This window comes from Streptomyces sp. Edi4, assembly GCF_040253615.1.
Classification (GTDB): Bacteria; Actinomycetota; Actinomycetes; order Streptomycetales; family Streptomycetaceae; genus Streptomyces.
This window is the reverse complement of record NZ_JBEJGY010000004.1, coordinates 79,642-93,502: the sequence shown is the minus strand read 5'-3', so window position 1 is coordinate 93,502 and position 13,861 is coordinate 79,642. Positions and strand designations below refer to the sequence as shown.

Below are 13,861 nucleotides of genomic sequence, written 5' to 3'. Positions count from 1 at the left end.
GGGAGCTCGGCCCCGGCCCGCGATCGGTGGGGCGGTCAGGAGGCCGGCGAGGTCAGATAGTCGCCGTACTCCGCGTTTTCGAGCAGCGTCGGGTGTGTGGGGGACCAGCCCAGCAGTGATGTACCGCAGGCCAGCGGTTTCCGCCGTCGCTGACGTAGGCCGAGACGCCGGTCTTGCGCGCGGTGGCGATGAGCATGCCGATGAAACCGTGGTCACCGGGGCCCTGGACAGTGGGAGCGAGCCGAAGCACGCTCGCGCGTACGCCCCGGGCGGTGAATGCGAGGCAGGCCCGCTCGCCCGCGATGCGGAAGGCGGCGAACCCGGCCGTGTCGGGCTCGTCCTTCTCGGTGGTCTCCCGGCCTCCGGGCATGACCAGCGTTCCCGAGGTGACGACCAGACGACCAACGGCTTGCCCGAGTGTTCCAGCGACCGGCCAAGCGCCTCGATGGCGCTACGGTCGCGCCACATCATGTCGTCGGGGTCGGAGAAGTCACCGCCGTAGGCCATGCGCAGGACGCCTTCGGCTGCCTCGGCGCCCCGACGCGGGCTGTCCAGGTGGTCCAGGGAGCCCGAGGTGCGGTGTGGCGCCCAGCGATGCAAGGCGGGCGGCTGCGGCGTCCGGGCGCGCCAGAGCGGTGACGGTGTGGGCCGGCCGCGATGAGCTCCGCGACGACGGCGGGACCGGGACGGAACCCAGTCCCGGCGGCCATCTCCGCGAGTGTCCAGGACGGACCCCGCTTCCGGCGCGGCGGGACGGCGCACTCCCCGGAGCGTGCATCGCCACCGCGGCACACGGCCAGGCTTTCGGGGCCGCGCGGCGGACTCGCGCAGGTGCCGCCCCGGCCGGGCGCCCGGGGTCGGCCCCCCGGGGCAGGTCAGGTCGCCAGGCCGGGGACCCCGGCGGTGTCCTTGCTGGGTGCCAGGTACTCCTGCGTGGCCCGGCGACGCCACCGCCTCGCGTTCTCCGTGTAGTGCGCGTCGCGCGGGTTCGTGGCCAGGTGCGTCATGGTCAGCTCGATCACCCAGTCATCGACCCGGTGGTGGTTCTCCAGGGCGTCCAGCGCCCCACGCATCCGTATCCGCTCCTCGCTGCCCACTTCGGCGGCCAGCCGCTTCTCTCTGAGAACGTCCAAGACGCAGACCTGCCCGACGCGCAGGAAGTCGCGGTATTCCCGCCCGCCGGCCGCGAGCCGCGCGGTGACCTGCTCGGCGGTCAGCGTGCCACCGCTGCGTTCGACGAGCGCGGCCACGAGGTCGGCGGCCTCTCGGCGGCGCACCTCGTCGTAGTGGGCGGCGCCGTCGACGTATGGCTCCTCAGGGTGCCAGTCCAGCAACTCCCGTCCCTGCTCCGTCCAGTTGTAGTTGGAGTCGTCGGGCTCGTGCGGTCCCCACGTATCGGCGAACGTAAAGGGGCCGCCGGTGCCGACGCACAGCAGGCGGGCGGTGATGCCGGCCTGCGCGCGGCCGCCGACGATCCAGCCGAGTGTCATCCAGTCACCCCCCGGCGTCCAGACCCGGAGGTCGCACGTCGGCGGGTGCTCCGCGTTCGTGAACCATCGTGGTTCCGGTGTCGGGTCGACGGAAGCCGGGCGGCCCTCGGGCCAGTGGCCGGGGGGCAGGCGGGGAACGGTCGGCCGGTCGGGGTGGGCGTCCGCGCCGTGCACCCGTACGGGCCGGGACCACGGCTCGGCGGTGGCGTGCTGCCAGATCTCGGCGCGCAGATCGCCGCAGTCACCGCCGGCCGGACGCTCCGGCACGCTCAGCCGATGGGCGACCGCCGTGTCCGCCAGGAGGACGGCGTTGTCGAGGCGGTCACACCACGCCCGGGTCCACCAGCTCGGGGCGCCACCACCATGGTCCTCGCCGAGAACACCGTCCGGCACGCTGTAGATCCGCACCTCGTACGGCAGTTCCGGGCTGGGGCACGCCGGATCGAGGGCAGGGGGGAAGGTGCCGGGCCGCTCCGTCGACCAGCCGTTGTGGACATAACGCCAATACGGCTGGTCGTCCGAGCGCCAGACGACCGGCCACAGCGCGGCGACCCCCACCCGGCCGTCGTCCAGCCGGTACGGCACGGGCACCCGCGTGGCCTGCGGCGCTGCCCCGACGCAGTCGCGGACCTCGCGAATGACGACGCCGTCGGCGTCCGCCTCCGCCACGCCCCACCGCACGCCGCCGTCGTGATCGGAGTCACCGCCGTAGGCCATGTGCAGGACGCCTTCGGCTGCCTCGGCGCCCCGACGCGGGCTCAAACCCCGCGGTGGGCATCGCCGTTACGCTTCGGCCGTCGCTCGCTACCTCTGCCGCATCGCCGCCTTCGACCCAGAGCGCGTACCGGCCCCAGCTGGTTGGCGCCCCACCCGGTTCGGTGGAATCCGCGACAGCTTCAGCCGACCGCGCCGGTACGCGCCGGTACGTTGATCTCGTCCACCCGCTCCAGCGCGCGGGCGGACACCGTGATGGACGTTCAGTCATCCGTCCGGCGCACACCCGCCCCCGAGATCAATCGCCAGAGCCCGGACACCTCGTAGTAGACGCCGTTCACCACCTGCAACAGCAGCAGCGTGACGGGCCACAGGAGCGCGCCGAGGCCGGGCACCGCGTCCACCGGCAGGGTGTAGGCCATCACGACCCGCGCGGCGGCGTCGAGCAGCATCGCCGCGCCCCAGATCGCGGTCGAGACCCGCCAGATCCTGCGGAAGGCCGGCTCGCGTTCCCACAGCACGTCCCAGGAGGTGCCGTCGGAGCGGAACCGACCCTCGAGCAGGGGGCGGCCGCCGTGGAAGAGCAGAGGGCGCCTGGCCCGGATGGAGATCAGGAACCACAGCCCGGCCGCGCCGGTCAGCCAGCCGTCCTTGGCCAGCAGGAAACGGGGGCTGCCGCCGATCAGTGCGGCCGCGACGCCGAGCATCATGGTCCCGGCGACGAAGCCCGCCATGCCCTCCACACTGCGGGTGCGCAGCCACTGCGCCGCCGTGGTGAGCGCGGGCAGGAGAGCGCCGACCAGCAGCGCGGCGAAGACGCTGACGCCGGCGGCGCGCAGGCCGTAGTACAGCGCGATCGGGACCACGATGTCCCCAAGGACGCCGAGCAGCACTCGCCGGCCGCTGGGCCGGGGCGGTGCCTCGGGGGCCGTCCCCACCGGGACGCCGCGTGGAGTCATGACGTCCTCCGGGTCGCGAGGAGGGCCAGGGTGGTGATCTCGCGGAGGCAGTCGTCCACGCACAGACGCGGTGGCTGTGTCATACGTACGATGGCGGCATCGATCGCGGACTTCAGGGTCAGTGCCATCAACGTGGTGTCGAACTCCCGGAATTCGCCGCTCTCCTGGCCGGCGCGCAGGATCGGTTCGAGTTCCGCGAGGTTGGACTGGGCCGACGCCTCGGGGCCGTAACGCAGCGCCCCGTCCGCGTCCCTGGCGTTCACGCAGATCTCGTACATCGCCCGGACAGCGGCCAGGTTGCGCGCGATCCAGGTCAGCTCCGCCTCGATCCGGGCGGTGAGGCGCGCGGTGGCGGTCGGCGCGCCTTCGGTGCGGCGGGCGATGGCGTCCTGGGCCCTCAGGGCGATGTCGGTCAGCACCGCCTCCATCAGCTCGTCCCGGGTGCCGAAGTGGTAGGAGATGAGCCGGGTGCTGGATATTCCGGCCCGCTGCCGCACCCGCTCGAAGGTGGTCCGTCCGTATCCGCTCTCGGCCAGAATCCGCACGGTGGCCGCGATGATCTGCTCGCGCCGCGCCGTCGCACTTGGCGACCGTCGCCGGCCCCGACTGCCCGGTGTTACCTGCACAGGTAAATTCTTCCGTGCCGGACGACCGTTGAAACCGAAGGCGACCGACCTGGCTCAGGACGGGCCCCAGCCAGTCACCCTCGTCTCGTCTCGACTCGCCCACCACAGTGCCTGGTTGCGCCCCCGCCCCGACCTGGACGGGAGCGCTCTGGGCACTGCGGACGCCAGAAGCCACGCGCCCTCTTCCGGCCCTGGATGGCGGCCCGGCACTCCCGGGCCGCCAGGGCCGGTCCTATCGGGGCACCCGCCTTCGGAAAAGTGGTGCGCTTCGGCTCAGAAGTTGAGGTCCAGCGCCTTGACCTTGTCCCGCTTGCGGTCCGGGTGGCTGTCCGGGAAGACGAAGCAGCGGGTGTTCTTGAGCTTGTTGTCCTCGACCTTCGCGGTGGAGAAGATCACGACAGGCACGCGCTCACCCTTGTTGAGGAAGTCCGCACGGAAGTCGATGATCGGCGCGTCCTCGCCCCAGCGGCCGAGGAAGTCCTCCACGACCTCCTGGTCGGCGTAGATGTGGCGGATGTGGTGACCGACGTAAGTGTCCGGCTGCTCGTCGGCGCCGACGATCGCGATGTCCTTCCAGTTGGCGTGGGCGACGGTGCCGTCCTCCTCGATGAGGTGGATGGCGACGGGGCAGGTGTCGTAGTACGCCTGGATGAACTTGACGGCGTCCTCACCCGCCGGGGTGTACGCCGCGTCGGCCCGGTCGACCTGTCTGATCCAGGCCTGCGCGGTGGAGTTGCCCCGACCGGCCCCCGGCGAGGGCGTCGGGTGCGTCGTCACCGGGCGCAGCGCCCAGAAACCGTACGTACTGCCCTCGACCTCGCCGAAGCCGACGTTGGCATAGCCGGACGGGAAGTCGGCGTTGGCGAAGCCGGCGTCCAGGTTCTCCACCGGCTCACCGGCCGCGAGGAGAGCGGCGTAGTCGTCGATGCCGAGGGCGTCGGCGAGCTTGGCACCGGCGGACGCATGGTGGGAAAGGAGCTCCGAGGCGGCCTTGTTCGCCAGTACGACGCGGCCGTCGGCGTCGGTCACCAGCATGGCGGGGGAGGCCCAGTTGAACAGGTCGAGAAGCTGCTCGGACGAAGGGTGACTGGACATGATGGCATGCCTTTCTCGAGTGACGCGGAATGTGGTTTCGCGGCTGGGAAGAACGGGGGAACCCGGTCACAGCACCTTGCGGCTGTAGTTGAAGACCTGGCCCGTGGGTCCGTTCGAGGGGAACTCGGCGATGGAGACGATCCATTCGGCCACCGTGCGCGGCGCTTTGAGCCAGTCCGTGCCGAAGCCCTCGTTGATGGCGCGGATGATCTGATCGCCGGCCTCACCGTCAAGTCCGGCCAACGTCATGGCCGTTGCGACCGGGCCGGGGCGCACCTCGTTCGCCACGACTCCGTCGTCGGAGAACTCGACCGAGCAGGCCCGCATCAGGGCCGTCATCGCGGCCTTGCTGGCCGCGTAGGCCCACCGGTCCGGCTGGTACCCGTTGGCCAGGCTCGCCCCGACGAAGGTGAGCGAGCCGTCCCCGCCCCGAGCGAGCAGGGGGGCCGTCGCCTGGATGAGACTCAGGGCAGTGTGCACATTGTTCTCGTACGCGTCGGCCGCCACCCGCCAGTCGAGCTTGCGGAGGTCGACCGGGTCCGGCGAGACACCGGAGTTGAGCACCACGGCCCGCACACCGGCGGCGGTCGTGGACGACACCGAATCGAGCGCCGACCGCACGGCGTCATCGTCTCTGAGATCGGCCAGGCAGTCGACATAACCCGTCTCCTGCGCGAGCCGGGGGTTCCCCCGCCGGGACAGGCCGACAACGGTGTACTCCCGGTTCAGGAACTCCGTCGCGACGGCCGCACCGATCCCGGACGAGGTCCCGGACACGACGGCGACACGCGCGTTCGGTGAACCCATCAGGCAGCCTGGAACACGGCTGTGTCGATGGCGTCGAGCGTGCGCATGGACTCGATGGTGATGACGCCCGGGTCCAGCTTCCGGCCGTGCAGACGCTCGATCTCGATCACCATTTGGACGAACTGGAGGCTGGTCACCACGCCCGACTCGACGAGGTCCGTGTCGTTCTGGATACTGACCGGCTCCTCGTGCAGGCCGCCGAGCCAGTCACGGAGCAGCGCTATCTTGCTTTCCACGGCTTCCTCTTTCTCTTGCTGGGAACGCGCCAACTTGGTGCCTACTTGCTTGCTGCCTACCTGCTTGGAATAGGCCTATTTCGCCTGGAATACGCCTACTTGGTCCTGAAGTGCACGGAGAAGCCGGCCGGGTGGGCGAACGACTGGCTCGTCATGGTCGGTTGATCACGGGTGACGACCACCTCCGAGCAACGCTCGGCGAGCGCCGCGATGAGCAGCGAGAACTCCGCCTTGGCGAGCATCGCCCCCGGGCAGGCGTGGGCGCCGACCGCGAAGGGGATCGAGCCCTTCAGGCTCCTGCCGACCCGGAACCGGTCGGGGTCGTCGAACATCCGCGGATCCCGGTTGGCCCCGGCGATCGAGGCGAGTACCGCCGAGTGCCGCGGGATGTCGACGCCTTGGACCGTCACATCCTCAGCCGCGAACCGGACGATCGTCTGCACCGGCGGATAGAGCCGCAGGGCCTCCTCGATGAACGCCTCCCGGGCCGTTTCGTCACGGAGTTCGTCCAGGCCGAGGACGGACCGGCCCACGCAGTACACCAGCGAGGTGATGAACGCGCTGCTGGTCTCCGTGCCGGCCAGGAAGAACAGCAGGGCCGTCGAGCGCACCTCGCTGTCCGTGAGGCTGATGCCCTTGCGGTCGCGGGTCCGTTCAATGGTCTCCAGGAGGGAGCGTGAGTCGGCCGCCCCCAGGGCGCGCTGCTCCTCGATGAGCCTGAGCAGTTCGGCGACGTTGGCATGGGTCTGGGAGCTCTCCTCGGTGGGGTAGTCCAGGAGGCGGGCCAGGGGGCGGGTCAGCTCGTGGAAGCGTTCCTCAAGGGCCGGGTCGATGCCGAGGATGGCGCACACGATGCCGTAAGGGACCGTGTGGGCGCAGGAGTTGTAGAAGTCGTCCGTCTCGGTCCCGGCGACGGTGTCCACGAGCGCGTCGATGAGGCGGGGCATCAGGGTCCCCCGGTACTCCGCTATCCGTCCCGCCGACAGGACCGGAGCGAGCAGGGCGCGGAAGGCCTTGTGGGCGGGGCCGTCGGCGTCGAGCACATTGGGCCCGAAAGCCCGTGCGCTGGCCTTGAGCGGGTGCTCGGCCACGATGCCGGGGTGGGTCAGCACATCGTGCACCGCGGCGTTCCCGGTGACGGTGAACAGTCCCTCGTCGAGCCGGTGCACATCGGTCCCCGGCGGCAATTCCCGGTACCAATAGGGCTTCGCGAGCAGGCTCGCGGCGCTTTCCGGCGGCCTGGTGAGGATTTCTTCCGTACTTACCCCGAGCACGTGGCATGTCCTCCGACACCCAAGCCGCTGATACCGGCCAGCAGGCGCATCGCATCGAGCCATTCGGAATCGGTGAGCCCCAGGGAACCGGGGGCTGTGTAAAATGCGGTGAGTGTTCCCGAACGCCCCTCGGCGCCGACGATGTCGCAGCTGAATTCGATCTTTCCGCCGCTGCTTCCCCCGGGTGACTTCGCGTCGGTCGCGAGGGAGAGGCCGTCGAAGGAAAGGGAGACTTCTTCGGCGAAATTGCGGCGAAGAAGTTCGAAGGTGAGACGCAGACGCTCCTCGGGATCGGACTGCTTCGCGTACCTCTCAAGGAGAGCGTTCGCCGCTTCCATGACCCGCTCGATCCGGCGCTTGCTCTGGATGGATTCCAGCGCTAAGGAAAACTTTTCTTCCGTGCGGCTTTGCGTACTCAAAACGAGGGTCCTTCCCTGGACGCGGGATCGCCAAAAGATGGGGAAAGGGCGGCGTGAGGCGGATGAGGGCGGCTTCAGGAGACGTAGCCGAAGCGTGCCGAAAGTTCGCGTTTGTTGATTTTGGTGTTCTCCATGAGCGGCATGGCGGAGACGAAGTGGACCTTGGTGGGCACCATGTAGGCGGGCAGCAGCTTCGCGAGCCGGCCCCGCATGTCCTGCTCCGTCATGGCGATGTCGGGCGTCTGGGCAAACAGGATGATGCGCGGGGTCCCGTTGCGGTCGGGGATCGGCAGCAGGACCGACCGCCTGCTCCCGAGCGAGCGGGCCGCCGCTTCGATCTCCGCAGGCTCGATCCGGTGCCCGGCGACTTTGAGCTGGGCATCCTTGCGGCCCACGATGCGCAGGCGGCCGACGTCGTCGATCCAGCCCTGATCACCGGTCAGATACACCCGGCGCTCGTGCCCGTCGATCAGTACGTTCGTGAACGCGGCCGCGGTCTGCTCGGGCGCGTCCAGGTAGCCGAGAGCGAGCCCGGCGCCGCCGATGGCGATCTCGCCGGTCTCGCCGTGGGATGCCAGGGAGCCGTCCCGTACGACATGAAGATCCGTGCCCGGCACGGGCCGGCCGGCGGGAATGCCGCCCGCTGCCGCGCTGTCGGCCTTGGTGATGCGGTGGGTGGTGGCGAACACGCACGATTCGACGGGACCGTACCCGTTGTACAACTCGATGTCGGGATGGGCCTCGTGGAGCCTGCGGCAGCCGGCGGGCGACGGCTTGTCTCCCCCGAGGAGCACCGCGCGCAGACCGGCGAGGCAGTCGATGTCGCCGTCCGCGATCACATCGAAGAGCGACGGAGTGAGAAAGAGATGGGTCGCGCCGAAGTCGCTGATGTACGCCCGGATCGCCGGCGGCAGCAACAGGTCGCCTTCGTGGACGACCGCCGTGCCGCCGGTGAGCAGCATGCCCCACAACTCCAGGGTGAAGGCGTCCCAGGCAACCGCCGCCGCGTTGATCATCACCGGTTCCTCGCCGAAGTCCATGAACGGCTCGGGTGTGAACAGCCGGGTGGTCGCCCGGTGCGGGGAGAGCACCGCCTTCGGGGTGCCGGTGCTTCCGGAGGTCCAGAAGACCGTGGCACACGCGTCGGGTCCGACCGCGGGCAGTGGCCGGGATGCGGCGCCGAGGCGCGCCGTAGGGTTGCGCAGCTCGCCGAAGGTGAGGTGGTCGATCGACGCCTGGCGGAGGCCCGCCGATCCCGCGGTGTCCGCCAGGACGACCTCGGCGCCCATGGCATGCGAGAACTGGGCGATCCGCGCGGCCGGCCACCGCACATCGAGGATTCCGTAGGCGCCGCCGGCCATCAGGATGCCGAGGATGACCGCGGCCAGCTCCGGAGATCTGCGGGCCACCACGGGAACGACGCTGCCGGGCCGGACCCCGAGGCCGCTCAGGTGGTGGGCGACGCGACGGGCCTCGGCGGCCAGCTCCGCGTAGCTCGTCGCGCCGGCCGCCGACGCCACGGCCGTGCGCTCGGGGAACCGCTGGGCGACACGCGTGAACGCGTCATGGATGGTCGCTTCCCGGTTGGCCGGGCCGTACATGCTGCTCATGATCGATACCCCCGTTTCGACGCAGTTGCCGGCCGTCGCCGGGTCAGTCGAACTTCATCGACGACGGAACGATCGATCCGGGGGCGAGGTCGAGTCGCGGCGGGGCGGAGAATTCCAGGAGAACGGCTCCCTCTTCGCCGACGAAGGTGGCCGTGTGCCGCGAACGCGCGGGGAGGTAGGCCACGTCGCCGGAATTGAGTTCATACTCGGTGCCCTCGCAGACGAACCGAATCGTCCCCTCGGTGACCACGACCCACTGCTCGTTCTCGTGCCAGTGCGGCGGGAGGTTCAGGTCACCGGACTGGTCGGCGACCACCTTGAGGCAGGACATCTCCTGGCCGAATGCGAAACGCCGGGCCAATGCGATTCCCTCGGCCTTCAGTTCCTCGTGATCGTCCCAGTTGATCTTCATCGGTCCCCCTGCGATCGCATGCCGACTTGACGGTACGGAAAATCCTCGCGCCGGCCGTTCAGTTTCCTGCGGCGGCGAATCCCGTATCCGATTCGACCGTACGTGGTACTTCCGGCCGTCCTCAACGCCATTTCAAATGCTGGACAGTTGAGGGGTCGCGGGAGGCATAGCGAAGTGGAGGTTCTGGAAGGGAAAGGCCGTCTTATGCGTTTCGGGAAAACTCCGCGCTGTCGGTCGGCTCGGGGGCCGGGTGCTCGGGCGCGGCGGTCTTGTGGTCGGGGAGGCGGAGTGCCAGGACGACCGGAGCGACGAACACGGCGAGCAGCGCGTAGAACGTGGCACCCAGGCCGGCCCGGTCGGCCAGCCAGCCGAAGGCGGGGGAGCACAGGCCGCCCGCCGCCATGGCGAGCCCCAGGGTCAATCCGCTGGCCGTCCCCGGCCGGTTGGGCAAGTAGTCCTGGGCGAGCGTGACTTGCGCGGCGAACGGCAGGAACATCGCGGTACCGAACACCACCGTGCTCACCACCAGGATGGGGAACGCGGGAGCCCACGCGATGCCCAGCAGGGCGGGCAGCGCCACGAAGTAGCCGATCCGGACCGAGGCCATCCGGCCATACCGGTCGCCGATCCACCCGCCGAGCAGGGTGCCGACAGCGCCCGCCGCGGTGTAGCAGGTGAGCACGGTGGCACCGGCTCCCGCGGACTGCCCCAGGTCGCGCTGGGCGTGCAGGGACACCAGCGAGGTGACCGTGACGAAGGGGATCGACCAGCCGATGATGACCACCACCAGGCGCGTGAAGGAACGCCAGTCGTCCGTGCGGCCACCGCCCCGTGCGCCCGCGCCGGCCGGGACACCGGTGACCAGCGGCGCCGCCGGTGTGTACCCGCGCCACCGCATCCACGGCCCTCGCAGCACCCAGAGCGCCACCATGGCCAGGGCGGGGATCGCCAGGAGGTAACTGCGCGAGAACCCCAGGGAGCCGATCACCAGGGTGACAAGCGCGGGAGCGAGCGAGCCGCCGACCGTGCCGCCGACGGAGAAGACGCTCATCGCCTTCTGCGACGAACCGCCGGCCGCGCGGGCCTGGCTGGTGGCCGGCGGATGGTAGGCCGCTATGCCGATGCCCGCCAATGCGACACACAGCCAGGTGAGGAGATAATTTCCGGCGAGCCCGGCCGCCACCACGCCGAACGCCGCCGTCACGAACCCGACAGGCACCAGCCAGGACCGCGGCCTGCGGTCGGACAGCAGCCCGAACAGCGGCTGGAACAGACTGGACACGCCGCTGGCCGCGAACGCGAGACCGGAGACAGCGGCGTAGCTGTAGTGCCGCTGCGACATCAAAAGCGGCAGCATCGCGGGGATCGCGCCCTGGTAGAGGTCGTTGACCACATGCGTACCGGCCAAAAAGCCGAGTTGCCCTTTTTTCATCGTGAAACCGTTCATTCCGTCCGTAGGGATGCCGGTGGTTGACCCAGGTCATCAGAATCGGGCCCTCAGGTCCTCTGAGGTGTCAGCTCAGCGACGGTGCGGGCCCAGGACGTTGCCGGTGGGGGAGCGGGGTCGGCGCCCCTACCGGCAACTCGCCGTCGTCAGCCGGGGTTACGGCAGGGACGGGCGGCGGGCGCGCACACTCCACCGGCCGTCGGCGCGGTCGAGGTGGATCGGGTGGTCGAAGCACTTGCTGACCTGATCACTGGTCAAGACCTCGGCCACGGGTCCGGAGGCCAGGGGGCGACCCTCGCGCAGCAGCATGGCGTGCGTCGTACCGGGAGGAAGCTCCTCCAGGTGGTGGGTGACCAGTACCGACGACAGCTCGGGACGGGTCCGCTGAAGGGTGTCGATCCGTTCGACGAGCTGTTCCCGGCCGGCGACGTCCAGACCCGTCGCGGGCTCATCGAGCAACAGCAACCGCGGACTTGGCATGAGCGCGCGGGCGATCAGGGCCCTGCCCCGCTCGCCCTGGGACAGCGTGGGCCAGCGCGCGGCGCGCCGTTCCCCCAGCCCGAGCAGGTCGATGAGGCGCGTCGCCATGTCGGCCTGCTCGGGCGTCGGATTCCAGCGGGGCACGCGTTCGACGGTGTTGGTCAGCCCGGTCAGGACGACGTCCTTGACCCGCAGGGGTGTGCGCAAGGCGTGGCGTGGGTCCACATGGCCGACGTACGAACGGAGTTGGCGCATGTCGACCCGGCCGAGGCGGTGCCCGAGGACGTCGACCGTGCCCCGCGTCGGGTGGGTGAGTGCGCCCAGGAGTCCGAGCAGGGTGCTCTTCCCGGCGCCGTTGGGCCCGAGCAGCGCCCAGTGCTCGCCGGGCCGTACGGTCAAGGACACGTCGTGCAGGATGATATTGCCGTCGCGCACGAGGTCGACACCGTCCACGCGCAGGACGGGGGGAGCGTGGGAGGCGTGGGCGCCGGTCACCGTCCGGCCTGTCCGGCCCGGTTGACGGCCGCGAGCACGGCCTGCACCGACGCGGCGAGAATGGAGGTGTCCCAGCCGGCGCCCCAGAAGGTGGCCCCGTCCACCCGGCACTCGGCGTACGCGACGGCGGGACTGCCGGGTCCCGCGCTGGTGGCGTGCTCGGCGTAGTTGAGGATGTCGACGGCGATGCCGGCGCCGGCGAGGACCTGGGTGAGGGCGGACAGCGGCCCGTTGCCGGTGCCCTCGTAGGAGCGTTCCTGGCCGTTCGCGCTCAGGACACAGCTGAACCGGTGCTCACCGGGCCCGGTTTCGGTCGTACTCCACGAGTTCAGGACGACAGGACCGTCCTGCGCGGGGGAGATGTAGTGCGTGCGGAACAGGTCCCACAGATCCTTGTGCGAGAGCTCCTGCCCGCTCGCGTCGGTGGCCCGCTGCACCGCGCCGGAGAAGTCCGGGCGCATTGCCTTGGGCAGGTCAAGGCCGTGGTGGGTGTACAGCAGGTGGGCGATTCCGCCCTTGCCGGACTGGGAGTTGATGCGGATGACTTCCTCGTAGGTACGTCCGATGTCACCCGGGTCGATCGGCAGGTATGGCACCTCCCAGGGCGCCTCCTCGGCCGGCACGCCCAGCTCGGCCGCCCGCTTCGTGTGGTGGGCCATGCCCTTGGCGATGGCGTCCTGGTGGGTTCCGGAGAATGCCGTGTGGACGAGTTCGCCGACGTAGGGGTGGCGCGGGTGGATGGGCAGCCGGTTGCAGTGTTCCACCACGTCGCGCACCGCGTCGATGTCGGAGAAGTCGACCATGGGGTTCACGCCCTGCGCGTACAGGTTCAGCGCCAGCGTGACGAGGTCGACGTTGCCGGTCCGCTCGCCGTTGCCGAAGAGGCAGCCCTCCACCCGCTGCGCCCCCGCCAGCACGGCGAGTTCGGCGCAGGCGACGCCGGTGCCGCGGTCGTTGTGGGGATGCACGGAGAGGATCACCGCGTCGCGTCGCGCCAGGTGACGGTCCATGTATTCGATCTGGTCCGCGTACACGTTGGGCGTGGCGATCTCCACCGTGGCCGGGAGATTGTGGATCACCGGCCGGTCCGGGGAGGCGTCCCACAGCTCGGTGACGCTGTTGCAGACGTCCAGAACGAAGTCCGGCTCGGTGAGGTTGAAGACCTCGGGGGAGAACTCGAACCGGATGTCACCCCCCGACCGCTCGTCGGCGCGCCGCATCAGATAGCCGGCGGCATCCAGGATCATCCCGTGGAGCTCGGTGCGGGAGCGGCCAAGGACCACGTCGCGCCACGTCGGCGCGGTGGCGGTGTAGAGGTGCACGACGGTGCGGGGAAGGCCCTCGATGGAGGCGATCGTGCGGTCGATCAGGTCGTTGCGGGCGGCGGTGAAGACGGAGATGGTGACGTCGTCGGGGACTGCGCCGCTGGTGGCGAGGTGGCGTACGAAGTCGAAGTCGGTCTGGCTGGCGGAGGGGTAGCCGACCTCGATCTCCTTGTAGCCCATGGTGACCATCAGGTCGAACATCCGGCGCTTTCGCTCGGTGTCCATGGGCTCGGCCAGCGCCTGGTTGCCGTCGCGCAGATCGACCGGCACCCACAGCGGGGCCCGCTCCAGCCGGCGCGAGGGCCAGGTCCGGTCGGTGAGCGGCAGCGCGACCCGGTCGTGCGCGGGCCGGTACCGTTCGTGCGGCATCGCGCTCGGCCGTTGGGGGTTCCACGCCGGAGCGTCCACGGGAACCGGTCCGGACGGGGTGCGCAGGGTGGTGAAAGTCTGGGTCTGGGAGGAAGTCATGAGG

The 13,861-nt window shown here is 70.0% G+C and carries 14 protein-coding genes; all 14 read right to left on the bottom strand.

What is annotated here, in order from left to right; all coding sequences use genetic code 11:
- Nucleotides 1–52: 52 nt before the first annotated feature.
- The 14 genes from ABR738_RS02620 to leuA all read right to left on the bottom strand — a co-directional run bounded on the left by ABR738_RS02620 (nt 53) and on the right by leuA (nt 13,857).
- On the bottom strand, nt 53–370 hold the full coding sequence (locus ABR738_RS02620; protein ID WP_350228314.1) for a Rossmann-fold NAD(P)-binding domain-containing protein: 318 nt from the start codon (nt 368–370) through the stop codon (nt 53–55).
- A 505-nt stretch (nt 371–875) separates the two neighbouring features.
- The gene (locus ABR738_RS02615; protein ID WP_350228313.1) at nt 876–2,252 is read right to left on the bottom strand and encodes a hypothetical protein; all 1,377 of its coding nucleotides are present in this window, start codon (nt 2,250–2,252) and stop codon (nt 876–878) included.
- A 215-nt stretch (nt 2,253–2,467) separates the two neighbouring features.
- A complete protein-coding gene (locus tag ABR738_RS02610; protein ID WP_350228312.1) occupies nt 2,468–3,163 on the bottom strand; it encodes a VC0807 family protein in 696 nt (231 codons plus the stop codon).
- Nucleotides 3,160–3,789 carry a TetR/AcrR family transcriptional regulator gene (locus ABR738_RS02605; RefSeq protein ID WP_350228311.1) on the bottom strand — a complete coding sequence of 210 codons (630 nt, stop codon included), beginning with the start codon at nt 3,787–3,789 and terminating at the stop codon, nt 3,160–3,162. The genes ABR738_RS02610 and ABR738_RS02605 overlap by 4 nt, the downstream gene beginning before the upstream one ends.
- A gap of 273 nt (nt 3,790–4,062) precedes the next feature.
- Nucleotides 4,063–4,884, bottom strand: coding sequence for a PAS domain-containing protein (locus ABR738_RS02600; protein ID WP_350228310.1), 822 nt, complete (start codon nt 4,882–4,884; stop codon nt 4,063–4,065).
- Nucleotides 4,885–4,950: 66 nt separating this feature from the next.
- A complete protein-coding gene (locus ABR738_RS02595; RefSeq protein WP_350228309.1) occupies nt 4,951–5,691 on the bottom strand; it encodes an SDR family NAD(P)-dependent oxidoreductase in 741 nt (246 codons plus the stop codon).
- Nucleotides 5,691–5,927: a phosphopantetheine-binding protein gene (locus ABR738_RS02590; RefSeq protein WP_350228308.1), complete on the bottom strand. Its 237-nt coding sequence runs from the start codon at nt 5,925–5,927 to the stop codon at nt 5,691–5,693. The genes ABR738_RS02595 and ABR738_RS02590 overlap by 1 nt, the downstream gene beginning before the upstream one ends.
- 95 nt (nt 5,928–6,022) lie before the next feature.
- Nucleotides 6,023–7,201: a cytochrome P450 gene (locus ABR738_RS02585; RefSeq protein ID WP_350228307.1), complete on the bottom strand. Its 1,179-nt coding sequence runs from the start codon at nt 7,199–7,201 to the stop codon at nt 6,023–6,025.
- Nucleotides 7,189–7,620, bottom strand: a complete 432-nt coding sequence (locus tag ABR738_RS02580) for a hypothetical protein (protein ID WP_350228306.1) — start codon at nt 7,618–7,620, stop codon at nt 7,189–7,191. The genes ABR738_RS02585 and ABR738_RS02580 overlap by 13 nt, the downstream gene beginning before the upstream one ends.
- A gap of 74 nt (nt 7,621–7,694) precedes the next feature.
- A complete protein-coding gene (locus ABR738_RS02575) occupies nt 7,695–9,230 on the bottom strand; it encodes an amino acid adenylation domain-containing protein (protein ID WP_350228305.1) in 1,536 nt (511 codons plus the stop codon).
- A 43-nt stretch (nt 9,231–9,273) separates the two neighbouring features.
- On the bottom strand, nt 9,274–9,642 hold the full coding sequence (locus ABR738_RS02570) for a cupin domain-containing protein (RefSeq protein WP_350228304.1): 369 nt from the start codon (nt 9,640–9,642) through the stop codon (nt 9,274–9,276).
- Between the two features lie 202 nt (nt 9,643–9,844).
- Entirely contained in the window at nt 9,845–11,074 is a 1,230-nt protein-coding gene (locus ABR738_RS02565) for an MFS transporter (RefSeq protein WP_350228303.1), read from the bottom strand.
- A gap of 171 nt (nt 11,075–11,245) precedes the next feature.
- Nucleotides 11,246–12,064, bottom strand: coding sequence for an ABC transporter ATP-binding protein (locus ABR738_RS02560; RefSeq protein WP_350228302.1), 819 nt, complete (start codon nt 12,062–12,064; stop codon nt 11,246–11,248).
- Nucleotides 12,061–13,857 (bottom strand): 2-isopropylmalate synthase, encoded by a 1,797-nt coding sequence (gene leuA, locus ABR738_RS02555; protein ID WP_350228301.1) that lies wholly within the window; start codon nt 13,855–13,857, stop codon nt 12,061–12,063. The genes ABR738_RS02560 and leuA overlap by 4 nt, the downstream gene beginning before the upstream one ends.
- Nucleotides 13,858–13,861: the final 4 nt, after the last annotated feature.

Excerpts from the sequence above, each read along its gene's own strand:
- ABR738_RS02620 (WP_350228314.1), bottom strand. The coding sequence starts at position 370 with ATGCCCGGAGGCCGGGAGACCACCGAGAAGGACGAGCCCGACACGGCC.
- ABR738_RS02610 (WP_350228312.1), bottom strand. The coding sequence starts at position 3,163 with ATGACTCCACGCGGCGTCCCGGTGGGGACGGCCCCCGAGGCACCGCCC.
- ABR738_RS02600 (WP_350228310.1), bottom strand. The coding sequence starts at position 4,884 with ATGTCCAGTCACCCTTCGTCCGAGCAGCTTCTCGACCTGTTCAACTGG.
- ABR738_RS02595 (WP_350228309.1), bottom strand. The coding sequence starts at position 5,691 with ATGGGTTCACCGAACGCGCGTGTCGCCGTCGTGTCCGGGACCTCGTCC.
- ABR738_RS02575 (WP_350228305.1), bottom strand. The coding sequence starts at position 9,230 with ATGAGCAGCATGTACGGCCCGGCCAACCGGGAAGCGACCATCCATGAC.
- ABR738_RS02570 (WP_350228304.1), bottom strand. The coding sequence starts at position 9,642 with ATGAAGATCAACTGGGACGATCACGAGGAACTGAAGGCCGAGGGAATC.
- ABR738_RS02565 (WP_350228303.1), bottom strand. The coding sequence starts at position 11,074 with ATGAAAAAAGGGCAACTCGGCTTTTTGGCCGGTACGCATGTGGTCAAC.
- leuA (WP_350228301.1), bottom strand. The coding sequence starts at position 13,857 with ATGACTTCCTCCCAGACCCAGACTTTCACCACCCTGCGCACCCCGTCC.